Origin of the sequence: Acinetobacter lactucae (genome assembly GCF_013122135.1) — a bacterium.
GTDB classification, from domain to species: Bacteria; Pseudomonadota; Gammaproteobacteria; order Pseudomonadales; family Moraxellaceae; genus Acinetobacter; species Acinetobacter lactucae.
On the sequence record NZ_CP053391.1, the window covers coordinates 2,577,331 to 2,599,082 of the forward strand.

The 21,752-nt window shown below is 39.9% G+C and carries 22 protein-coding genes and 1 riboswitch; of the genes, 5 read left to right on the forward strand and 17 right to left on the reverse strand.

Features of this window, described 5'->3' with window-relative positions; genetic code table 11:
• Nucleotides 1-18: 18 nt before the first annotated feature.
• Nucleotides 19-555, forward strand: a complete 537-nt coding sequence (locus tag HLV59_RS12015) for an NAD(P)H-dependent oxidoreductase (protein WP_062849159.1) — start codon at nucleotides 19-21, stop codon at nucleotides 553-555.
• Nucleotides 556-595: 40 nt separating this feature from the next.
• Here the strand turns inward: HLV59_RS12015 and uca are convergent, their stop codons facing one another.
• The 5 genes from uca to HLV59_RS12040 form a co-directional block, all read right to left on the reverse strand.
• Nucleotides 596-4,201, reverse strand: coding sequence for an urea carboxylase (gene uca, locus HLV59_RS12020; RefSeq protein ID WP_171430046.1), 3,606 nt, complete (start codon nucleotides 4,199-4,201; stop codon nucleotides 596-598).
• Nucleotides 4,202-4,203: 2 nt separating this feature from the next.
• Complete coding sequence (locus HLV59_RS12025) at nucleotides 4,204-4,857, reverse strand: urea amidolyase associated protein UAAP2 (protein WP_000217380.1); 654 nt, start codon at nucleotides 4,855-4,857, stop codon at nucleotides 4,204-4,206.
• Nucleotides 4,858-4,872: 15 nt separating this feature from the next.
• Nucleotides 4,873-5,613 (reverse strand): urea amidolyase associated protein UAAP1, encoded by a 741-nt coding sequence (locus HLV59_RS12030; RefSeq protein WP_081174496.1) that lies wholly within the window; start codon nucleotides 5,611-5,613, stop codon nucleotides 4,873-4,875.
• Between the two features lie 28 nt (nucleotides 5,614-5,641).
• Nucleotides 5,642-5,737: riboswitch (guanidine-I (ykkC/yxkD leader) on the reverse strand.
• Between the two features lie 188 nt (nucleotides 5,738-5,925).
• A complete protein-coding gene (locus HLV59_RS12035) occupies nucleotides 5,926-7,089 on the reverse strand; it encodes a zinc-dependent alcohol dehydrogenase (protein ID WP_171430047.1) in 1,164 nt (387 codons plus the stop codon).
• A 236-nt stretch (nucleotides 7,090-7,325) separates the two neighbouring features.
• On the reverse strand, nucleotides 7,326-8,276 hold the full coding sequence (locus HLV59_RS12040; protein ID WP_171430048.1) for a 3-hydroxyacyl-CoA dehydrogenase NAD-binding domain-containing protein: 951 nt from the start codon (nucleotides 8,274-8,276) through the stop codon (nucleotides 7,326-7,328).
• 204 nt (nucleotides 8,277-8,480) lie between these two features.
• Between HLV59_RS12040 and yddG the strand changes: the two genes are divergently transcribed.
• A complete protein-coding gene (gene yddG, locus HLV59_RS12045; RefSeq protein ID WP_062849164.1) occupies nucleotides 8,481-9,413 on the forward strand; it encodes an aromatic amino acid DMT transporter YddG in 933 nt (310 codons plus the stop codon).
• Between the two features lie 128 nt (nucleotides 9,414-9,541).
• Nucleotides 9,542-9,973: an SRPBCC family protein gene (locus tag HLV59_RS12050; RefSeq protein WP_062849165.1), complete on the forward strand. Its 432-nt coding sequence runs from the start codon at nucleotides 9,542-9,544 to the stop codon at nucleotides 9,971-9,973.
• 51 nt (nucleotides 9,974-10,024) lie between these two features.
• Here the strand turns inward: HLV59_RS12050 and HLV59_RS12055 are convergent, their stop codons facing one another.
• Complete coding sequence (locus tag HLV59_RS12055; protein WP_171430049.1) at nucleotides 10,025-10,591, reverse strand: TetR/AcrR family transcriptional regulator; 567 nt, start codon at nucleotides 10,589-10,591, stop codon at nucleotides 10,025-10,027.
• Nucleotides 10,592-11,414: 823 nt separating this feature from the next.
• On the opposite strand from HLV59_RS12055, the gene HLV59_RS12060 reads away from it, so the two are divergent.
• Both HLV59_RS12060 and HLV59_RS12065 read left to right on the forward strand, forming a co-directional pair.
• Nucleotides 11,415-11,936, forward strand: a complete 522-nt coding sequence (locus HLV59_RS12060) for a hypothetical protein (protein ID WP_081174505.1) — start codon at nucleotides 11,415-11,417, stop codon at nucleotides 11,934-11,936.
• A gap of 15 nt (nucleotides 11,937-11,951) precedes the next feature.
• Complete coding sequence (locus HLV59_RS12065) at nucleotides 11,952-12,533, forward strand: hypothetical protein (RefSeq protein WP_000720614.1); 582 nt, start codon at nucleotides 11,952-11,954, stop codon at nucleotides 12,531-12,533.
• A 61-nt stretch (nucleotides 12,534-12,594) separates the two neighbouring features.
• Here the strand turns inward: HLV59_RS12065 and HLV59_RS12070 are convergent, their stop codons facing one another.
• The 11 genes from HLV59_RS12070 to HLV59_RS12120 all read right to left on the reverse strand — a co-directional run bounded on the left by HLV59_RS12070 (nucleotide 12,595) and on the right by HLV59_RS12120 (nucleotide 21,742).
• A complete protein-coding gene (locus tag HLV59_RS12070; RefSeq protein WP_057075302.1) occupies nucleotides 12,595-12,945 on the reverse strand; it encodes a DUF6984 family protein in 351 nt (116 codons plus the stop codon).
• A 127-nt stretch (nucleotides 12,946-13,072) separates the two neighbouring features.
• Complete coding sequence (locus HLV59_RS12075) at nucleotides 13,073-13,429, reverse strand: hypothetical protein (protein ID WP_081174506.1); 357 nt, start codon at nucleotides 13,427-13,429, stop codon at nucleotides 13,073-13,075.
• Nucleotides 13,430-13,441: 12 nt separating this feature from the next.
• Nucleotides 13,442-13,654, reverse strand: a complete 213-nt coding sequence (locus tag HLV59_RS12080) for a hypothetical protein (RefSeq protein WP_031960278.1) — start codon at nucleotides 13,652-13,654, stop codon at nucleotides 13,442-13,444.
• 435 nt (nucleotides 13,655-14,089) lie between these two features.
• Nucleotides 14,090-14,389 (reverse strand): hypothetical protein, encoded by a 300-nt coding sequence (locus HLV59_RS12085; RefSeq protein WP_171430050.1) that lies wholly within the window; start codon nucleotides 14,387-14,389, stop codon nucleotides 14,090-14,092.
• A 43-nt stretch (nucleotides 14,390-14,432) separates the two neighbouring features.
• Nucleotides 14,433-14,738, reverse strand: coding sequence for a hypothetical protein (locus HLV59_RS12090; protein WP_081174509.1), 306 nt, complete (start codon nucleotides 14,736-14,738; stop codon nucleotides 14,433-14,435).
• Between the two features lie 43 nt (nucleotides 14,739-14,781).
• On the reverse strand, nucleotides 14,782-15,093 hold the full coding sequence (locus HLV59_RS12095; RefSeq protein ID WP_025466922.1) for a hypothetical protein: 312 nt from the start codon (nucleotides 15,091-15,093) through the stop codon (nucleotides 14,782-14,784).
• A 207-nt stretch (nucleotides 15,094-15,300) separates the two neighbouring features.
• Nucleotides 15,301-16,521 (reverse strand): chloride channel protein, encoded by a 1,221-nt coding sequence (locus HLV59_RS12100; protein WP_155859219.1) that lies wholly within the window; start codon nucleotides 16,519-16,521, stop codon nucleotides 15,301-15,303.
• Between the two features lie 304 nt (nucleotides 16,522-16,825).
• Complete coding sequence (locus tag HLV59_RS12105; RefSeq protein WP_171430622.1) at nucleotides 16,826-18,544, reverse strand: acetyl/propionyl/methylcrotonyl-CoA carboxylase subunit alpha; 1,719 nt, start codon at nucleotides 18,542-18,544, stop codon at nucleotides 16,826-16,828.
• Complete coding sequence (locus HLV59_RS12110) at nucleotides 18,544-20,127, reverse strand: 5-oxoprolinase subunit B/C family protein (RefSeq protein WP_163120295.1); 1,584 nt, start codon at nucleotides 20,125-20,127, stop codon at nucleotides 18,544-18,546. The genes HLV59_RS12105 and HLV59_RS12110 overlap by 1 nt, the downstream gene beginning before the upstream one ends.
• A 32-nt stretch (nucleotides 20,128-20,159) precedes the next feature.
• Nucleotides 20,160-20,975, reverse strand: coding sequence for a putative hydro-lyase (locus HLV59_RS12115; RefSeq protein WP_163120296.1), 816 nt, complete (start codon nucleotides 20,973-20,975; stop codon nucleotides 20,160-20,162).
• 2 nt (nucleotides 20,976-20,977) lie between these two features.
• The gene (locus HLV59_RS12120; protein WP_163120297.1) at nucleotides 20,978-21,742 is read right to left on the reverse strand and encodes a LamB/YcsF family protein; all 765 of its coding nucleotides are present in this window, start codon (nucleotides 21,740-21,742) and stop codon (nucleotides 20,978-20,980) included.
• Between the last annotated feature and the right edge of the window lie 10 nt (nucleotides 21,743-21,752).

The following is a 21,752-nucleotide window of genomic DNA, read 5'->3' on the forward strand; positions in this document are numbered from 1 at the left end:
TAGTTAAAAGGCAATCTCATGGCTTTACTTATTTTGGCCCATCCCTACTACGCTCAATCAATTGCAAATAAAACGATTGTGAATGAACTCGTTAAAACCTATCCAGACCTTGAAGTCCGAGATATTTTCCAGCTTTATCCAGACTATCAAATTGACGTCAGCGCTGAACAAAAAGCGTTGTTACGCCATGACACCATCATTCTGCAATATCCAATGTTCTGGTTTAATATGCCGGCAATTTTGAAATTATGGTTTGATGAAGTTTTTACTTATCAGTTTGCTTATGGCTCTCAGGGCGATAAATTAAAAGACAAAAAAGTCATTATTAGTATGACGGTCGGCCAAACAGAAGCCAACATGGTGAACGACCAAGAAAACTTAATCGATAGCTTTTTAAAAGCGGTTCAACATTCAATTCAATATACACAAATGCAGTTAAGCGCCACTTACTTGCTTTATGACGTTTCGCCTTTATCAGGTAACCCAGAGTCGAAAATTAAATTAGAGGCAGTTGAACATGGTCATAAAGTATTAAAGCATTTGACCGAAGCATAAGGTTTAAAGAGAGCATCAATATCGATGCTCTCTTTTGGGTTTAAGCGACAGGTGCCAAGGTAAATAGCACTTGTCCTGTTTTTACGGTTTGCCCTTTTTCAATGGTAATAGTTTCAACTTTCATGCGTTCGGGTGCAATAATCGGAATTTCAATTTTCATTGCTTCAATGACTGCAAGGGTCGCACCTTCTTCAACAATATCGCCCGATGCACATTCAATTTTCCAGATTGAGCCCGGCATGTGTGATTCGACTGCACAGCCCCCTTCAGGAATAACTACGGTTTCGCCTTCATCAACCGCATCTAGACTTTCAGAAATATATTCTTGCAAGCCCGCTTCGTGCCAACGGCGGCGCTCAGCCTCAAAATTGGCTTGTTGCATGTCTTTAAAGGCTTGAATGCTGTCTTGATGTGTTTTTAAAAACTCGTTGTATTCTTTTAAATTGAGCACGCCCTCTTCAATACGAAGTTGTAGACGACCCGCCTTAAAGTCTTCACGCATTTGCAGAAGTTCATTCTCAGAAACTTCATAAAACTTAACTTGGTCAAAAAAGCGCAATAACCACGGTTTACCTTCTTCGAAGTCGGCATTTTTACGGTAACGGCTCCACATTTGAGTGGTACGGCCAACAAATTGGTAGCCACCCGGCCCTTCCATACCGTACACACACATATAAGCACCGCCAATGCCGACCGCATTTTCAGGTGTCCAAGTTCGTGCCGGATTATATTTTGTGGTCACTAAACGTTGGCGTGGATCGAGCGGCGTCGCAACGGGTGCACCTAAATACACATCGCCTAACCCCATTACTAAATAGTTCGCACTATAGACCACATCTTTAACCGCTTGCTTGGAAGATAAGCCATTAATACGGCGGATAAACTCAACGTTATCTGGGCACCACGGTGCATCTGGACGAACAATTTGTGTGTAGCGTTCAGTGGCAAGTTGAGTTTGTGAATCTTCCCAAGCCAAAGGCAAATAGACAGTCCGTGAAGGCACCTGCATATTTTGAATATCGGGTAATTCGGCTTCTGCTTGTTGAAGTTTCTGTAAAAGCTCCAGTTGATCGAGTTGAATTGAATCAAAGTGAATTTGCAGTGAACGAATGCCCGGTGTTAAGTCGATAATACCCTGAATGTTTTGATCTTTGACCCATTGCATGAGTGCATGAATACGGAAACGTAAATTTAGGTCGAGTACTAATTCACCATATTCCACCAACAAATAGCTATTTCCTGCTGGTCGATAGGTCACGCTTGGTAACTCAGCTTCACCGTCTAAAGTAGCCAAAACCGCATTTTTTAAGGTGTCGGGTTCTGCTTGAATAGCTGGATTAAAATTGATCTGAGTTGTATCGGTCGCAGTTAAGCTTTGATGATATTTTTGATCAAGTACTTTTGCTTGCGCATAACTCACGGGTACAAATTTGACTTTATCGCCTGCTTTTAGCTGCCCGATTTTCCAAAGCTCGGAATGAATCACCACCGCAGGGCAAACAAAGCCACCTAAGCTAGGACCATCTGGACCCAAAATAATTGGCATATCGCCCGTAAAATCAATTGCCCCAATCGCATAAGCGTTGTCGTGAATATTGGAGGGATGTAACCCCGCCTCACCGCCATCTTCACGTGCCCACTCAGGTTTTGGGCCAATTAAACGAATGCCTGTCCGGCTTGAGTTATAGTGAATTTCGAACTCATTGGCAAAGAACGTATCAATATCTTGTTTGGTGAAAAAATCTGGTGCGCCATGTGGACCATACATCACTGCAATTTCCCAGTTTTGGGTAAAGCTAGGAATTTGTGCTTGAGCTAGAGCTGTGGTCGATTGAGCGGAATATTCAGTAATCGGCAGCATATCGCCAATTAATAAATTACGGCCTGCATGCCCACCAAACTGCCCTAAAGTGAAAGTCGCCTGTGAGCCTAAATACTCAGGAACATCGAAACCACCTTTCACACCTATATAACTACGGCAACCTGAACGGATAAGCCCACATTTTAAAACTTGGCCTTTTTTTACATTGACGGTTTGCCACATCGGTATAAGTTCGCCATCAAGTTTTGACGGCATATCACCACCAGTAATCACAATTTGGCTGTCGCAGTGAAACTTTAAAGTTGGCCCTTGCAAGGTACATTCAAGCCCTGCGGTATTTGGTTCATTGGCTAGAAGCTGGTTTGCCACAGTTAAACTGAGTGGGTCAATTGCACCTGATGGCGGTACACCGACATCCCAATAACCTAATCGACCAGTTACGTCCTGAATAGCGGTTTGAATGCCTGCCTGCAGCACCTCAATTTTTTGAGTTTTCCATTCAAATGTATTTAAAAAACGAGTGGTTTGAGTGCCTAAAGCAAACACATCACAAGCAATAATGTTTTGTAAATATTCTAAATTAGTTTCGATGCCTGCCACTTGCGTGTTGGCAAGACTAGCACTCATTGCCTGTATGGCTTGATCTCGTGTTACAGCAGTCACAATGATTTTGGCAATCATCGGGTCATAAAAAGATGACACCGTTGAACCTGTCTCCACCCATGTTTCGACTCGGGCTTGCGGGTCAAATTTAACATGAGTGAGTAAACCCGCACTCGGCTGGAACTGTTTAATTGGGTCTTCGGCATAAAGGCGAACTTGAATAGAGTGTCCTGTTGGCTCTAACTTTTCAGTCGGTGCTGACCAGTCACCACTTGCCAATGTCACCATCCACTCGACTAAATCGACACCAAACACTTGCTCGGTCACACCGTGCTCAACTTGCAAACGCGTGTTGACCTCTAAGAAATAAAATTTTTGGGTTTCGGTGTCCATGACAAACTCAACTGTGCCTGCCGAGCGGTAGTTCACCGACTGCATCAATTGAATGGCAACTTTTTGCAGATAGTCACGTTGCTGTTCATTTAGGTGTGGCGCAGGTGTTTCTTCAATCACCTTTTGATTACGGCGTTGCACCGAACAATCACGTTCACCCAAGGCTAGAACTTGCCCTTTCCCATCACCAAAAATTTGCACTTCGATATGGCGTGCGTGTTGTACAAATTTCTCTAAATACAAACCTGCATCTTTAAAATTGACCTGCGCCAAATAAGATACGGTTTGGTAGGCATCTTTTAATTCAGTTTCATTCCAGACCAGACGCATACCAATACCACCGCCACCCGCGGTACTTTTCAGCATGACCGGATAGCCAATACGGGCTGCCTCAAACAAGGCCTCGGCTTCATCGCCAAGTAATGAACTGCCCGGAAGTAGAGGTACATTACTTTTAATAGCCAGCTCACGCGCAGTATGTTTTAAACCAAAATCGAGCATTTGACTTGAAGTTGGTCCAATAAAGGCAATGCCTTGGCTTTCGCACAAATCACAAAACTCGGCATTTTCAGATAAAAAACCATAACCGGGGTGAATGGCTTCTGCTCCCGACTGTTTTGCAACCTCAAGGATTTTTTCAATATTTAAATAACTTTGATGAGTAGGCGCAGGGCCAATTAGAAAAGCTTCATCGGCCAAAGTCACATGTAAAGAATCACGGTCGGCTTCCGAATAAACTGCAACCGAAGCAATCCCGAGTTTTTTAAGGGTGCGAATGACGCGACAGGCAATTGCACCACGGTTAGCAATCAGAACTTTTTTAAACATGCTTACACCCCTTCCGCTTCACGGACAACCAGTTGAATTTTGGTTGGGTTATAGGCGTTACATGGGTTATTGAGCTGTGGACAATTTGAAATTAAAACAATCAAATCCATTTCTGCCCGAACTTCGACATATTTACCCGGCCCTGAAATTCCATCATCAAATTTAAGCTGACCGTCTGGTGTCACAGGCACATTCATAAAAAAGTTAATGTTGGGCCCGATATGACGGACATTTAAGCCATGCTTTTTTGCAATCGGGTGTTTTGCCAAGGCATACATAAAGTTGTTACGGCAACTATGCATAGGATACGTTTCATGTGCATAGCGGACCGTATTACTTTCACATGAACAAGCCCCGCCAATGGTGTCATGGCGCCCGCAGTTATCATCATGAATAACGGCAATTGGACGACCAAAGTTACTGTAGAGCTTGGTACCCTTTTCTAAATAGATTTGTTGGTTGATGGCCAAAGTATCCATTGCGCTATAACGCTCAGTTGGGTTTTCGGCGCTCATAAACAAAGTATCGACTGCTTGGTTTCCCTCCAGATCAATAATTCGAAAATACTGGCCCTTTTTAACCTCGCACATCCACGCTTCACCCGCAGGACAAACTTCATTTAAAACTGCTTTTTCAAATGATTGTAAAACTGTCATGATGCTTCTCCTGATTTAAATATTGCTAAGCGCGTAGTAGCGGGCTGTGTTTTGAAACGCACGCTGATTTTGCGAACATGCATCACGACAAATATCGCTGTCTGTTAGAGAATTGGCTTTAAATAAACTGAGTTGAATATCGGCAGGTTGATAGCTTGGGCTGGTGTCTAAACCATGCGGCGCGGCAGATAAAAATAGTAAGCAGTCCATTTCAAAACGCAGTTCAATGCTTTGATCGGTATTGTCAGAACTGACATAAGACAAAGCGCCGTTTTCATCTGGCACAACTTTAGAAAATAGGTTAACTGCGGCACTCAGGTCTTGGCTGGCAAGCCCGTATTTACACATTTCAATGAGTAAACTGTCTAAACCATTTTGGTACATATCATTGCGGGCATCTTGAAATGTGCGATTGCCAAATTGCTTTTCAATTTGCTCAGGTCGGCTTGGGCCACAAAGTGCATCGTTCCATCCATGATCGTCATGAACAATAGAAGCCATCACACGGCCAAGGTCTGAATAGAGCACATTGGAAGCTTTTAAATAGGCGGTGTGTTGCCCTTTTAAACTGTCGGGCATGTTAAAACGTTCAAGCACATCGGCAGCATTTACACAAAACAAAGAAACATTTGCCTGAGCGCCAAGCGATGTAAATTTAAGAATGGTTCCTTTTTGAATACGACCCGACCAGTGATGTCCTCCGGGTAAAAGTTCGGTCCAAATCGCCTGATTGTTATGATAACTTGTAGTGTTCATAGCTACTCCTGTCGGATAGTTTTAGACTTCCTCCCGGGCTTTTATCCCTCCGTGTAGTTCGCTAGGAACCGTGAACTCTCGGTCCAGTCATACTTTAAGTATCGGAACCCTAGATCACTTTTGATTGTTTATGACTATGCAAAGGACATGCCAGCTTAGTATTACGGTTTTGGTTAAAAGTAATACTAAACTTGAGCTGTTTAGGTGCGGTTTAAGTTCAAAAATAAAAAGCTGCACTAAAAATTGTGCATCTTGAAAAGAAAAAAGCCCCTTTCACTAAGAGGCTTAAAAATTGATTATGAGATTGAGATTTTAAGGAAGCAGAATCACCTTACGGCAGTCCTCTTCTCTTTCATTAAAAATACGATAACCTTCTGCGGCATCTTCTAATTTCATTCGGTGGGTAATAATGGTTTCTGGCGACAAATCGCCACGCTCAATCAGTTCTAAGAGTTGCGGTAAATATTGATGTACATGGGTTTGGCCCATTTTAAAAGTCAGGCCTTTATCAAAAGCATCGCCAAACAAGAAACCATGAATCGGGCCTGCATATACTCCCGGTACGCTCACTACACCACCGCGGCGAACTGCAGCAATGCATTGACGCAGTGCTGCGCCACTTGAACCTTCTAGTTTTAAATTGGTGAGAACTGTCTCAATCACACTGCCTTTTGCCTCAAAGCCAATCGCATCGATCACAGCATCGACACCCCGATAATTGTCGGTATGCTGAATAATAAACTCGGCCGCATCGACTTCATCGAAATTCACTGGAATGGCGCCGTATGTTGCCGCTGCATAGTTCAATCGATAGTCATTGTGATCGACCATAAATATTTTTTCTGCACCAAGCATCTTGGCACAAGCGGCACTTAATAGTCCGACTGGACCAGCACCATAAATTGCAACGGTTGAGCCACGTTTCACTTGGGCATTAGTCACGGCTTGCCAAGCAGTCGGTAAAATATCAGTCAAGAAAAGTACTTTTTCATCTGACAATGAGGTTGGTACTTTAAAAGGGCCTTTATTGGCTTTTGGCACACGCACATACTCTGCTTGCCCACCCGGTATACCGCCGTAAAGATGACTATAGCCAAATAAAGCTGCACCTGGTGGAATTTGTTTTTTATTAATAATTGCGCCGCGCCCTGTATTAGTGGTTTCACAGGCAGCAGTCAGGTCAAGCTGGCAAAAGAAACATTCACCACACGCAATAACAAAAGGAACAATCACGCGATCACCCTTTTTCACTGCGGTGACGGCGGGACCGACCTCTTCAACCACGCCCATAAACTCGTGCCCAAAGATATCGCCCTGCTCAGTTCTAGGGATTTTGCCTCGATATAAATGTAAGTCTGAACCACAAATGGCTGTGGCAGTCACTCGCAAAATAATGTCATCTGGTTCTTGAATAATAGGGTCTGTTACAGTTTCTACTCGAACATCTTCTGCACCGTGGTAAGTAAGAGCGCGCATATTGTTATTCCTCTATTTTCTATCATGTCATTTGATTATGAGCAGGCTTTCTTTACGGTTTGCAACGTTTCTTACCTTTCACGTAAGGCATATAGTGCAAATGCAACGCGACAGAGATTTCAGTAACATTTAATGAATGTAAATTAGTTTTTGCGAGGGCTGTTTTTGATATTTGACCCAGCAAAAAGCCAATCATCCATGCACTAAAATGATTGGCTTTGTCTTAAAAATTTGAATTAATCTAACTTGAGTTGCTGTCTGAGCTTTAAAATATCAACTAGACCTTTGTCTCTGGTTTGGTATAAATCGACATCTTTATATTGGTTTAAAAGCTGGTTAGTTTCTGCTTCCAATAATTCTGTTGTCTCGTCTGAATGTTGAAATGTGTGCATATCATTCCACCATTCTGTCATTGGTGGGCCTAAATGATGAATTGCTTCTTTAAAGCCCTTTTGGTTGGCAAGCTGCATATTAATGTAGGGGCCAAATAGTGCCCATCTTAAACCCGGCCCACTGGTAATCGCGACATCGACATCTTCGGCAGAGCACACGCCTTGTTCAACCAATGAAAAAGCTTCTCGCCATAGCGCAGCCTGCAAACGGTTTGCAACATGCCCTTTTACTTCTTTATTTAAAACAATTGGTTTTTTGCCCAGTTGTTTATAGAACTCAGAAGCCTGTTTCAAAATTTGGGGATCTGTCAAATTACCGCCAACGATCTCGACCAAAGGTAAAAGATGAGGCGGATTAAAAGGATGACCTAATAAAATACGTTCAGGATGTTGTGCCTCTTTTTGAAAATCAGACACTTTTAAGCCCGATGAACTTGAAGCAATAATGGTATGTTCAGGACAATATGCTGTGATTTCTTGATATAGCTGTTGTTTTATATCCAGACGTTCCGGGGCATTTTCTTGAATAAAATCTACATCTGAAACTGCATCTTTTAAATTATTAAAAATTTCCAGATGAAGCAGTACATCTTGCTGAGAATAACTGGGTTCAGCGTTTTGGTCTAAAACCAATAAATCATTTAAATTTGCAGATATTCTATTTTTAAAGACCGCTTCATCGATCGGATACGGGTCGTAAACCTTAACTTTAAATCCTTTATATAAAAATAAGGCCGTCCAACTTGCACCTATTACACCTGCTCCAACAACACCAACCGTTTTAATGACTTCCATATTTTCCTCGTACAAATGTTGTTTTATCCGAAATTTCTTTACTCAAATGAATGCTTAAATAAACATAGCAGATTCAACCAATCAATAAATTTAATTGTTTATATTTTATATAATTTGTCCTATATTCCTTAGCTTGAAAATTGATTCCTTTCATTAGTACAACTTAATCTTTTACCATTTTTTAACCGTTATTTACTGAATTTTATGTCAAAAAATCTAGCAACATTAATTGGTTTAAGTGCCATTCTCATGTGGGCATCTCTGGTCGGTCTGATGAAGCAAGTCAGTGCCGCCATTGGGCCTGAGCTAGGTGTTACCTTTATTTATTCTTTAAGTGCGCTACTGTTGCTTGCCATTTTCAAAGTTCCAGATTTTAAGCAGATCTCTAAAAAATACTTAATATTTGGCACAATTCTGTTCGTGGCTTATGAGGTATGCTTTTCATTTGCGATTGCTTATTCTCAGACAGCGCGACAAGCAATTGAAATCAGCATTGTTAACTATCTGTGGCCGAGTTTAACGGTTTTAGCTTTTGTTATTTTTAAGGAATTAAAGTTTAATTTCCTTATTATTTTAGGTCTAATGCTTTCAATTTTCGGCATTGTTTTTATTCAGACCGGAAATGGCGATTTTAGTCTAAATAGTATTGTCGATAATTTTCATAGCAACCCACTGAGCTATATTTTGGCATTTACAGGTGCCATCATCTGGGCTTTTTACTGTGTAATCACCAAAAAAATGAGCAATGGGCAAAATCCCATTTCCATTTTCTTTGTTGGTGTCGCACTCACCCTATGGCTCAAGCTGCTCGTCTCTGGGCAATTTGCCATTCCTTCAATGGATATTCCAGCTCTCCTCACCCTTTTAGTGGCATCTGCTGCCATGGGTTTTGGTTATGCTGCTTGGAACATTGGCATTATTCATGGAAACATTACCATGCTTGTGGTGGCCTCTTATTTCACCCCGATTATTTCGTCTATTTTGGCCATGTTTGTTTTACAAACTCAACTTTCAATGAGCTTTTGGCAAGGAACAGCAATGGTGACGGCGGGTTCATTTATTTGCTGGGTTTCAACCAACTGGTCTGTGATTCAACCTTACTTTAAAAAATTAAGAAAAGGCCAAAAAGCATTGTAGATTTATCGCAATGCTTTTTTCGGACTTAAGATAACTCCGACGAAGAAGAATTCCCCCATTGCCCAAAGCGTGCTAACATCCAAATTCTGACAATTACCAATGTCAAAATAATTTCTAGAGGGAATAAGATGTTAAAAACTCAAAAAATCAACATCGTACAAGAATTTGATGCACCCGTAGACAAGGTCTTCGCGACTTTAAGTGAGCATGAAAACCTAAGTAAACTTTTTGCTCCTGCTAAAGTGACTCGCATTAGCAACGGAAAAGACGCTCGTAATGGTGTTGGCTCTGCGCGCAAAATGTCTATTCCATTGACCCCTTCATTTGTAGAAACAAATTTAGTTTATAAAGAAAATGAACTGATCGAGTATGCAATTACCAGCGGCATTAGCCCAATTAAAGCTCACCGTGGTGTCATGAAATTTACTGACTTGGGAAATAACCGAAGTCGTTTAGATTACTCGATTAGCTTTAAAGGCCGCGTACCCTTCATTGGACTTATTATTAAAAAAGCTTTAGAAAATGGCGTGAGCCGTGGGCTTAAGAAACTTAAGTTTTAATCACCGCATCTAAAAGAAAAAGCCCAGTTACGGGCTTTTTGTATTTAAGATTTAAGTTGAATGCTCAGATAGCATAAATAAAAAGTAATCTAGTAATTTATCCCGTTCATCTACGCTATTGGCACTTAACAGCTGAACCATTGCCCCATCAATTGCAAATAGAAACATGTGCGCATCTTTTATTGAAGCGGTAGTTTTGACAGTAAGAAGTAGCTTATAAAGCTCATTTATAAACCAGTTTCTATAATCAACAACCACCCGATAAGCCGTTGCATAGCACTTTTCAATTTCAAAAATTGCTTTAAATGGTAAACGGTAAAACCCTTCTAAATTGGCATGTAAAAAGTAAATTTGTTTTAGTTTATCGAACACCATAAGTTCACTGTATGAATTGATAATTGAAAAGACTTTTACTTTGAGCGCATCTGTTTGAAAGGTTAAACACATCTCGATGAGTCGTGCTTTTGAATGAAAGATGTTATAAAAAGTCGCTTTGGGAATATTGGCCTCAGCAATAATTCGGTCGACCCCCACCGTGTTAAACCCATCTTGAGTAAATAAATCTTTTGCCGTGTGCAGCACTCGTAGTGCTCTAAACGAAGGTTCTAAATTGTTCATATATACCGCTTAAAATAATTTTTTGTTGTATGTAAAAGAGATAGAAATGCCGTCACTCTTAAAATGAGTGCTAAAAACAGGCATGCAAAAACGACACAATAAAGTTGTGCTTACCTATCTCGGGTTTATTGTTGCTATGATTTTTGAGTCGTAATGATCTAAGGTTGTAGAAAACTTAGAGTCGATTAAACCAATTTATAGACTGTTTAAACGGTATAAATAGAGAGATTTTGGCATAGGCCAATAAATGAGAAGAATTAGTACGCATAGCGGACTCCTTTGGCTGTAAAGAAGTTTCACCGCATTACTGCTAAATAATGGTGGCGAAACGAAAGAGGGTTAGCAGACTGGAGCCAAAGAATCCAGCACACCCGAAGGTGTCCCCCTCCCGTTCCGCCGCAGAGGGGGCACGCAGGGATTTCCACAAAAAAGTTACTACTTTTTCGTGTACTTTGGCTGATGGTCTGCTAAAACCAACTGGCAATGTGGCCAGCACGCAAAGGATAGTATTCGCTCTGGTTGGCGTCAAGCGTGGGAAATGACAATTGTATTAAAATAGATCGTTAAAAAGAAAGAAATTAGCCATCGGAAATGAGCTTATATATTCATAGAAAAATAAGGATATACTTTTCTTGCTTTATTAATTTAGTAACTACATAGCAAACTATAGATTAGCTCTAGAGATGAATTATGTATTTGGCTTATTTTAAACATAAGTCTTTTTAACTTAATTCGAGTTATGAAAATAATTTTGGATATTGTCATAAAAATTTTCTAGAGATTTGATTATAATATATTTACTTAAATTAATTATTAACGAAAAATGGCGAATACTTCTAAATCATTTATCGGCTTTACTGCTTCTTTGATACTCTATTTCTCTGGGATAAATACACTTTACGCAAAAATACCTGATGAACTTCTTTATCAGCCTCCCAAAAATGTACAATCGACTCAACTAGCTACTCTAGTAGGTTTTCAAAAATTAAATGCTCTCCAGCTTATTAAAGCCCGTATATATCTTACCTATATCAATGATAAAGCTACTTTAAATCGCTCGCATGACTGGAATAAAGTTTATGAGATTTCTCCAGGACTGATAGACATCCGCCTTGTATCAGATACACCTAACTATTTTACAAGTGGACGTTTAAAATTTACTGCAAAAGCCAGTCATCATTATCAAGTTAAGAATAATCAAGCAGATATAAAGTTTAATAAAGAACCTTTACTATTTTGGGTAGAAGATCTTGATACAGGTGAGGTTGTAACACCTAAGCAAGAATTATTAGGTATTACGGTCCCTTCATCAGTAAGTTTTGTCCCTGTGATCATTTCAAAATAAAGAAGAGATATTATTGTGAAAAAAATTATTTTATTGTCTAGCGTAACTCTTTTGGGATCATTACTATCTGGGTGCATAACAACTAGAAATACAGGGCCTATAGAACCAATCACTTATTATTCTTCCCCTGCTATTTCCACAAATACAGCAACAATTATCGGGAGCACTGAAATTAGTCATTCGATTAAGGCTGATAAAATTGCATATGTATTTGCAGTTGATTTTAAGAAAATCGAAAATGGTCGAGGACAAATGAGTTCCCAGCTAGCAGTAGAAGCTGGTGAGCATGATCTACAGCTATGGTGTCAACAAGGCGGCTTTAAATATACAAACTTAGCACGAGTAAAACTTGAAGCTGGTAAGCATTATCAAGTGGGTTTCGCTATGAATGTAAATAACCAATATAATTGTTATATGTGGATCTATGACTTAGATGCCAAAAAAGCTATTGGGGAATTAATACCTACAATTGAAGTTGGTGAATATGCCAATCCCGACAAAATGCGCCCAATTACACAATTTTTAGAAGCTCGTCCAAGTGCCCAATCAAATGTGACTGTACCGATTCGAGTAATCAATAAAATGGGACATAATTAAAAACTAAAGTGGGAGTGGATGTTATAAGATCCTCTCCCACGGAAAATATTTATCCTAAAAGTTATTTAACAATCAATATAGATACAATATTATTTATATACCATGGCTGACAAAGTGGTGAAAAGTCAGCTTTAAAAACATCTAACTCTCTAAAATTAAAATTTCCATCAATCAGAAAAGTAATATTAACAGGGATATTATCAATATCTTGATAGTTGATCTGTATATCACCTACTTTCAGTAATACTTCCCTATTTGAATCCTCATATAATATTTTTATTGAGCCCATGCCCCCATCATCTATCGCTTCACAATAAAGATCAGTTAAGGGCTTTGGCAGACTAACAGGCAAATTAGATTGACTTATTAATTTGTTAATAATATAAATTTCTTGTTCTGTTAATTTTCTCATATTTGAATTAACTCTTAATCTACAATTTTTCGGCTAGATGCCAATGAATATTATATAAATTCAAATCATCAAGATAAGTACAATTAGCTTTTTTTACGATGATACCACCCACGATAATTTTATAGTTTTAAGAGTCATGTACATCTTTACTCTCTGATAATTTGTGCGGTTGCCCGCAATGAGAGCATTGTTTTCTGAAAATAAAACTTAGCCCATTAACAAAAGAACCTAGATCATTCATGAAAAAGCCACATTTACACCAAGGGCATATATCGTTTGCTAGCAGCTTAAACATCAAAAATAATATGATAGGAATCATTACTATCGGAAAATAAATAGATAAGTACTTTTCATCTACTCTTGCTAGCTTCAATACAACAATAACAACTGATGGAACTAAAAATACTGAGAGTACAAAGTTTCTACGTAAACGCATTAATCGCAAGTATTTTTTCATTTTCTCATCGGCAAATTGTTTTTCCATTTATATTCCCAATTATTTTTTACTTCTAGGGTCATTAGGACTAAATTGGCAGGTATCTTTTTGATGATCCCACGCCCCTCCAGAGTCAGCACATGCATCTTTCGTAGCTGCATTGTCAAAGAATTTATTTGCAATAAATTCGATCATACCGAACAAGATAACAAACATTAGAAATAGGACAATAAGCAATTTAAGTATTTTTAATATTGTTTTTATTATTTTCATTTCAATCACCAGATACAGATACAATAATTCAAATTCAATTACTTAAAACTTATTTTCACTACTTAACCTAAGCAAAAAAACACCTACCAATATTCCAACAAAATATGGCCTATAGAAATACACCCAATTTTCGTCAGAGATAACCAAAGAAAAGACATTGCCCCATAGCGCGAATAGGAAAACAGAAACTATTGCAAAAAGCATCGAAACTATTGAAAGGAAAGGATTAGTTAGAAGGCCTTTAAGAAGTATATAAACTTTATCATATAAAAAGACAAAGACTGGTCTATAGTAGCGCCCAAAAATAGCACTTGAAAAAGCACCTAACAAAACGATCATAGGAATGGACTCAATCATTTTACTGTTCCAAATGTAAGAAGACTTAGCTCTTTAATACAAATATTAGATTGTCTAAGTTTTTTTAATCTAAACAATTTAAATGACATCATGTCGAATAGCCCATGCAACCAAAACTAAAATAAAAGTAATAAGTAAACTTAAAGATGAAGATATTAATAAATACAGAAGTGCTAAGTGATTAGGACCACCTATAGTAAAAAATTGTGCATTGGCCCAATCTTTAGGAAATAAAATTGCTAAAATAAATAGAGTGATAATAAAAAATGATAAAAACCATATTGGCGCTAAATAGCGAAGCTTCCACCCTGCTTTAACTACAAAATAGCCAATGCCATATAAGAATATAAAAAAAATAGCGAAACCCAATATAGACATAGTACCTTCTTTTAAATAATAACTTACTTGTCACAACGTTAATTTAGAAAACTTTATTACGAATACTCCACACTACAATAACAAGTAGTAATGTTAATAAGGTTGAAGACATACCTGCCACAAAAAATAAATCTACTGCTCGCCAATTCAAAGATATCCTTCCATCCACAAAAAATTGGACATATCTTCCTTTAAAATAAAGTAGTAATAAAAAACCCAACCAAACAATTATAAATGTTGAAATAAAAGATAGGGCAGCCAAATGCTGAATCTTCCATTTAGTTTTAGCTATAAAGTATCCAATGACATGTGAAATTATAAAAAAAATAGCGAAACCCAATATAGACATAGCATCCTCTTTAAGATTATTTTTTATATTAACTACTTATCCCTCATTTAAAACTATTACTCTTCGGATGAAATCCAAAAAATCTTGCTCCAACTACCCATCCTGATAGATATATAAGCTTACCTAGTTCTGTTATTCCAGCAAAAAGTATGCCCCATAATATAAACCCTCCCGTTAAAATTAGAGAGAATAAAATAAAGAACAAAACAGCTAAAAGAAAAAAGACAAAGTATTTATTTAAAAATTTATCAACAGCAGATATAAAAATAGATAAAGACTTTTGAATTAAAAATATAGTATATCGGCCAACAAGTAACCCTACAAAAAAAGTAAGTATCATAATAACTATTGACACTGCTTAAGTTATTCCTTTTTTTAATATTAAAATAATTTTCTATTCCTCATTATAGTTCCCAACAAGAGATAGAACTTCATTTCTTTTCATTTGCTTATCACTTGTTATTAAGCATTTAATATGCCAATTTTTATCATTTTTATTAAAAAAGAAGATTTAATAGGAGTTAAGCAACCTAAAACCACTCAACTCCTTAGAAAGGCTTAATCAATCCATCAACTTTTTACGGCGATACAATCCACAATTCCCAGAAAACAACGCTGCCAATAAACACGTAATGATGGCATAAGTCGCAACATTCATTCCAAATAGCTCAACAGCTAAAATAATAGATGTTAACGGTGCCTTACTCGCTCCAGAAAACAGACTTACCAAACCTAAGCCTGCAAGCAATGAAATTGGCAGATTTAAAACTGCTCCTAAAGCATTCCCTAAAGTCGCACCTACATAAAACAACGGCGTAATTTCACCACCTTTAAAACCCGAACCTAGAGTAATGGCAGTAAAAACGGTCTTATTAAAAAAGTCGTAAAACTCAATCGGCACATAAAAAGATGAAATGATTTTATCTGTACCCAAACCGTTGTATTGCTGATGCGCGGTGAACAACGTAAGTAGCATAATGACAATACCACCCGCCATCGTTCTTAATGGTAAATAACGAACATATTTATAAAAGACGTCACTTGCAAAATGAATGGCGGCAATAAAGAAACGTGCAGCTAAACCAAAAATTAGTCCCGCCACAATTAAACTCATGAGTGTGCCAAAATGAATCGCTGGAAACTCATTAATCACATAAAAAATATGCGGGTGAACAATATCGAATAGTTCAGGAATGGTCGAAGCAATAAGCGCCGACACAAAACATGGGAAAATAGCTGAGTATCTTAAATTACCTAAAGCTGTAATTTCTAAACCATAGATCGCGCCCGCCAAAGGCAAGCCAAACACCCCTGCAAAACCAGCGCCAATACTGGCGATTAAACAAATTTTTCGGTTATCTTCCGAGATTTTTAATATATGGCTAAGGTGGTCAATTAAAGCACCCGAAAGCTGAACTGCTGGCGCCTCACGCCCTGCCGAACCACCAAACAACTGCGTTAAAATTGAGGTAATAAAAATGATAGGGCTCATTCGTTTTGGAATAAACGACTTCGGCTGGTGAATTTCATCAATCAGTAAATGAGTTCCCCGTTCAATCGGCGATCCATATTTTTTAATGAGGTAACCAATACCAAATCCCACAAAAGGCAAAAAGTAGATGAGCCAGTGATGCAGACTTCTGACTTTGTTTGAAATATCAAAGGCAACAAAAATTAAGGTCGAGGCTAGCCCTGCTACGACCCCAATCACAATTGAGATGACGAGCCAATAGACACTGTATTTTAGAATTTGATCATATTCAGATGAAGGTAGAATTTTCATTCGCTTTCTTCAATTCGCCTTTGAGTGGATGCCAAATTCTCAAATTATTTTTATGCTGCCAGTTCATTAAGTGAGAAATGCTTAAACTGGGCTAAAAATTAAAGCCCGCATATGCGAGCTTTCAATACAGTGATTAATTTTTGGTATCACTAAACTGTGACAAATATCTCATAATTGGCGCTATTTTTCAAGTTGAAAATAGTTAACGAGTACTGTGAAAAACAACTCACTAAGTGAATAAATAAGCATTGGATTTGACCACATTAAAGTCACGCTCAATTAGGCCAAATCTCTTATTTAAATCTCAATTAATGCTAGCAATCACAGTTTCTGCATGACAGGTCGCGCCTTTTTCCGCACTAAGCTGAATAACACCACTGCGATGCGCCAGTACTTGCACTTCCATTTTCATGGCTTCCATAATGGCAACCACTTGGCCTTCTGTCACGTGCTCTCCATTTTCAACTTTCCAAGCGCTAATCACACCATTAATTGGGGCAAGTAAATGCTCGGCACTCACTTCTGGTTCAGCGGTTTGGGCTTGAACTGCGGTTGCTGGGCCTTGTGCAAACATACCCGCTGGTAAGCCTAAACGGTGTAGCTTTCCATCAATTTCAATGTAGCTGAGTAGCATCGGCTGTTGATGGTTTGGAATACCACGTTTAGTCGGCTTTAACTCTTGTTTAAAGTCATTTTCGATCCAGCGTGTATGGACATTAAATTCATCGGTAAAGTCAGGTTCGTTGAGTACCGCGCGGTGAAAATCTAGAACAGATGCCACGCCTTCAATTTTAAATTGCTTTAAAGCACGTTTAGCTCGAGCAATTGCAACTTCACGGGTTGGACCAGTCACAATCAGTTTTGCCATCAGTGAATCAAAATGACTCGACACTAAAGAGCCAGTTCGTACACCTGTGTCAACTCGTACTCCATGACCAAACGGCGCTTCAAATAAACTCAACACACCAAAGGCTGGAATAAAACCACGTGCTGGGTCTTCGGCATTAATACGAAACTCAATGGTATGGCCTTGTGCCTTTGGTGTTTCTTTAATAGAAAGCTCATGGCCTTGGGCTACGCGAATTTGCTCAACCACCAAATCGACTTTTGAAGTTTCTTCGGTCACTGGGTGTTCAACTTGCAAACGTGTGTTTACTTCTAAGAATGAAAGCTTGCCATCACGACTCAGTAAATATTCAACTGTTCCTGCACCGACATAGTTTGCGGCCTGACAAATATTTTTTGCCGAGGTTAAAATTTGCTGATAAATCTCATCGCTAATAAATGGCGCTGGTGCTTCTTCGACTAACTTTTGGTTTCGGCGTTGCAACGAGCAATCACGTGTACCCAGTACCACAATGTTTCCGTGCTGATCGGCAATCACCTGTGCTTCTACATGACGCGGTTTATCAAGATATTGCTCGACAAAACATTCACCACGACCAAAGGCAGCTTTTGCCTCTCGTACTGCCGACTCATAAAGCTCTTTAACTTCTTCGAGTTTCCAAGCTACTTTTAAGCCACGGCCACCACCACCAAATGCAGCTTTAATGGCGATCGGCAAACCAAACTGTTTAGCAAACGCTAAAGCTTCATCTGCATTATTGAGTGGGTCTTGTGTACCTTGAACTAACGGCGCACCAACTGAAGCAGCAATTTTACGCGCTTCGATTTTATCGCCTAGTTTTTCAATGGCACTTGGTGATGGCCCTACCCATTTTAAACCTGCATCAATCACAGCTTGAGCAAACTCAGCACGTTCAGATAAAAAGCCATAACCCGGATGCACCATAGTCGCTTTCGATTTTTTTGCAACTTCGATAATGGCTGGAATATTTAAATAGGTTTCACTGGCAGTTGCACCCGCCAAGCCCCATGCTTCGTCTGCAAGTTCGACGTGCATGCTGCCGATGTCATCATCTGCATATAACGCGACCGATGAAATACCCATATCACGGCAAGCATGGATAATACGAACGGCAATTTCACCACGGTTAGCAATCAATAATTTTTCTGTATTCATCATTCATTCTCAAAATCTGTAAATTCGGCAATTTTTTTAAATTTGATACGGCAACCTGCCGGAATCTGTGCCACCAAGTCCCAATGGTGTTTAGCGACAGAAGCAATGACTGGATATCCGCCCGTTAAAGGGTGATCATTCATAAACAAAACGGGCTGCCCACTCGGTGGAATCTGTAAAGCACCAATGCATGTGCCTTCACTTTCTAGTTCATGGGTTATTTTACGGGTCAAAGGCTCTGCACCTGAAAGCCTTAGCCCGACTCGGTTGCTTTCATTTGTTACCAGCCACTCTTGCTGACAGAGCAGTTCAATACTGTCTTGTTCAAACCAGTCTGTGCGCGGTCCCATCACAATATCTAGCTCAACGACTTCGCTAGCTTTTGGCAAATCACTTTTGCCCACTTCATTTACGCTAATGTTGGCAGCCTTCACCTGTCCTTGATAAATGGTATCTCCAAGCTTTAAAGGTTCTGGCCCTAACACCGCCAAGCTGTCAAACGAGGCACTATTGAGTACCGGTTCAACGTCTATACCGCCACGAACTGCCAGATAGTTTCTTAAGCCTGCTATTGGAGGCTGAATTTGAAATTCATCGCCTTCATCCAAATCAATCGGCTGATAGCTTGCAAAGTCTGCGGTTTGACCGTCAGCAAATTTCACACGAATGTTTGAGATAGCCCCAGCCACAGCAATAACACCTGCATGCTGCATTTTGGCTTTTAGGCCGCCATTTAAAACTTCAATAACGGGTGTATCGGTTGGATTACCTACAATACGGTTGGCGCTGTGCATGGCAGATAAATCCATTGCACCCGCCACGCCAACCCCAATATTGGTCTGGTTTAGGCGCCCTTCATCTTGAATGAGCATCTGTAGACTTGGCGCCGTGATCTTAAACAGTGGCACAGATTGTTTCGGCTCAACTGTACGCGTGATTTGCTGCGGTACATTTACGGTTGTAGGCTGATGCGTGACATCCTCAAAATGTACAGTCATGCCCGGTAAAAGTAGTGCTGGGTTTTTACGCTCTAAATCCCACATTTTTTCCGATGTAGTCCCAATCAGCTGCCAGCCGCCTGGACTGTCTTTTGGGTAAATTCCAGAGTATTTTCCAGCCAAGCCCAAAGAGCCTGACGGTATTTTTTTACGCGGAACCTTTAAGCGTGGAATATCGGTAAAAGGTTTATCGGGGCTGCTCATATACGCAAAGCCCGGCGCAAAACCAATAAAAGCCACATTCCACACGCTTTGGTGATGTTTTCTAATCACATCAGCCACAGACAGCCCTTGTAACTCGGCAACCTGAGCAAGGTCTTCGCCATCGTAACGAATCGGCACAATCACTTCTTGGCCGCTACGCTCAAATCCAGAATCAACTTTAAGGCTCTGAATTGAAGCAACCAGCGTTTTAAAGTTGGTTTCAATCTCGTTGAAAAAAACCAAAATTGTTTTTGCAGCGGGGACTAAATCTTTAATTCCATTCAATTGCGTATTTTGCAATTTATTGTACAACGCCAAAGTTTCTTCTAGGCTCGCAAGCTCAATCAGAAAACAATCGGCGTTTACCGATAAAAAACGCATTTGCTTATCCTTATAATTCTTCTTTAGCCCAATTAGCCCATCCAAGCACGATCAGGAATGTCAGTAATAAACATGTGACCCGGTGCATGACTAATCGCAAAAGGAATTTTCGAGTTCATAACGGCGGCTTGCGGGGTTACTCCACATGCCCAAAACACAGGAATTTCGCCTGCTTCAATGCGAGAAGCATCACCAAAGTCAGGCTTATTTACATCCGAAATTCCTAAGCTTTCAGGGTGACCAATATGTACAGGTGCGCCATGCACGCTTGGCATACGTGATGTAATTTTTACCGCTTCACTAATTTGATGCGATGGAATAGGTCGCATGGAAACCACCATGTTTCCTGAAATACGCCCTGCTGGTTCACACTTGATATTACTCAGATACATCGGCACATTGGTGTCATCATGAATATGGCGAACTTCAATCCCCGCTTCTTGCAAAGCGGTTTCAAACGAAAAACTGCAACCAATTAAGAAAGTCACTAAATCAGGATGGGCATTATAAATTTCTCTCGCATCAGTCACTTCATCGACCATTTCGCCATCTTTCCACATGCGATAGCGCGGGAAATCGGTTCGGATGTCAGAATCTGCGGCAAGCTTAGTTGCGTAGATGCCTTCTTCGAGCACATCAAGCACTGGGCAACTTTGCGGGTTACGGTGTGCATAAAGTAAAAAGTCATATGCCCACTCTTTTGGCACCGAAATCATGTTGACCTGCGTCATGCCAGCCGCCATGCCTGCTGTCGGTTTATCAAAACCTGCACGGATTTTTAAACGCGCATCTAAAGCGGCTTCAAGCTGAGCTGGGTCGACTTTAATATCCTTATACATTGTGCTCATCCTTATGCTTTATTTACAAACGGGCGGATTTCAATATTATTTTTTACAAGCTCAGCTTTAATGGCTGCCGACATCTCTAGCGCACCGTCGGTGTCGCCATGTAAGCAAATCGTGTCGGCCTGAATTGGGGTAAATACGCCGTCAATTGACTCAACCCCACCATCTTTAAGCATAGACACCACACGGCTTGCAACAAATGCCGAGTCGTGTAAAACCGCACCTTCGAGACGACGAGATACCAATGAGCCATCGCTGTTATAAGCACGGTCTGCAAAAGCTTCTGACACAACTTTTAAACTAGCCGCACGTGCCTGCTCGACCAAGTTAGACCCAGCCAAAGCTACTAAAACCAGTTCAGGGTTATACATTTTAATGGCATCAATTACTGCTGCTGCCTGAGCTTGGTCATGTGCAATGGTGTTATAAAGCGCGCCATGTGGTTTAACATATTGCACTTTTGAGCCTGCGACTTTTGCCAAACCATCAAGTGCGGAAATTTGATAAAGCACATCAGCAATCAGTTCGTCACGTGACACATCCATATTACGGCGGCCAAAGCCTACAAGGTCTGGATAAGACACATGAGCACCAATGGTCACACCCAGCTCAACTGCTTTACGAATCGTTTTTAGAATGCCGAGCGGGTCGCCCGCATGGAAGCCACAAGCAATATTGGCACTGGTCACGACAGGTAAAATCTGATCATCATTACCCATTTTCCATGAGCCAAAGCTTTCACCCAAATCACTATTTAAATCTACAAACATGGCATTATTC

Coding starts and splice junctions, on each gene's coding strand:
- HLV59_RS12025 (WP_000217380.1), bottom strand. CDS start 4,857: ATGACAGTTTTACAATCATTTGAAAAAGCAGTTTTAAATGAAGTTTGT.
- HLV59_RS12070 (WP_057075302.1), bottom strand. CDS start 12,945: ATGAGAAAATTAACAGAACAAGAAATTTATATTATTAACAAATTAATA.
- HLV59_RS12120 (WP_163120297.1), bottom strand. CDS start 21,742: ATGTTTGTAGATTTAAATAGTGATTTGGGTGAAAGCTTTGGCTCATGG.
- HLV59_RS12035 (WP_171430047.1), bottom strand. CDS start 7,089: ATGCGCGCTCTTACTTACCACGGTGCAGAAGATGTTCGAGTAGAAACT.
- HLV59_RS12015 (WP_062849159.1), top strand. CDS start 19: ATGGCTTTACTTATTTTGGCCCATCCCTACTACGCTCAATCAATTGCA.
- HLV59_RS12080 (WP_031960278.1), bottom strand. CDS start 13,654: ATGAAAATAATAAAAACAATATTAAAAATACTTAAATTGCTTATTGTC.
- HLV59_RS12100 (WP_155859219.1), bottom strand. CDS start 16,521: ATGAAAATTCTACCTTCATCTGAATATGATCAAATTCTAAAATACAGT.
- HLV59_RS12085 (WP_171430050.1), bottom strand. CDS start 14,389: ATGTCTATATTGGGTTTCGCTATTTTTTTTATATTCTTATATGGCATT.
- yddG (WP_062849164.1), top strand. CDS start 8,481: ATGTCAAAAAATCTAGCAACATTAATTGGTTTAAGTGCCATTCTCATG.
- HLV59_RS12040 (WP_171430048.1), bottom strand. CDS start 8,276: ATGGAAGTCATTAAAACGGTTGGTGTTGTTGGAGCAGGTGTAATAGGT.
- HLV59_RS12030 (WP_081174496.1), bottom strand. CDS start 5,613: ATGAACACTACAAGTTATCATAACAATCAGGCGATTTGGACCGAACTT.
- HLV59_RS12060 (WP_081174505.1), top strand. CDS start 11,415: ATGGCGAATACTTCTAAATCATTTATCGGCTTTACTGCTTCTTTGATA.
- HLV59_RS12115 (WP_163120296.1), bottom strand. CDS start 20,975: ATGAGCACAATGTATAAGGATATTAAAGTCGACCCAGCTCAGCTTGAA.
- HLV59_RS12055 (WP_171430049.1), bottom strand. CDS start 10,591: ATGAACAATTTAGAACCTTCGTTTAGAGCACTACGAGTGCTGCACACG.
- HLV59_RS12075 (WP_081174506.1), bottom strand. CDS start 13,429: ATGGAAAAACAATTTGCCGATGAGAAAATGAAAAAATACTTGCGATTA.
- uca (WP_171430046.1), bottom strand. CDS start 4,201: ATGTTTAAAAAAGTTCTGATTGCTAACCGTGGTGCAATTGCCTGTCGC.
- HLV59_RS12105 (WP_171430622.1), bottom strand. CDS start 18,544: ATGAATACAGAAAAATTATTGATTGCTAACCGTGGTGAAATTGCCGTT.
- HLV59_RS12050 (WP_062849165.1), top strand. CDS start 9,542: ATGTTAAAAACTCAAAAAATCAACATCGTACAAGAATTTGATGCACCC.
- HLV59_RS12110 (WP_163120295.1), bottom strand. CDS start 20,127: ATGCGTTTTTTATCGGTAAACGCCGATTGTTTTCTGATTGAGCTTGCG.
- HLV59_RS12090 (WP_081174509.1), bottom strand. CDS start 14,738: ATGTCTATATTGGGTTTCGCTATTTTTTTTATAATTTCACATGTCATT.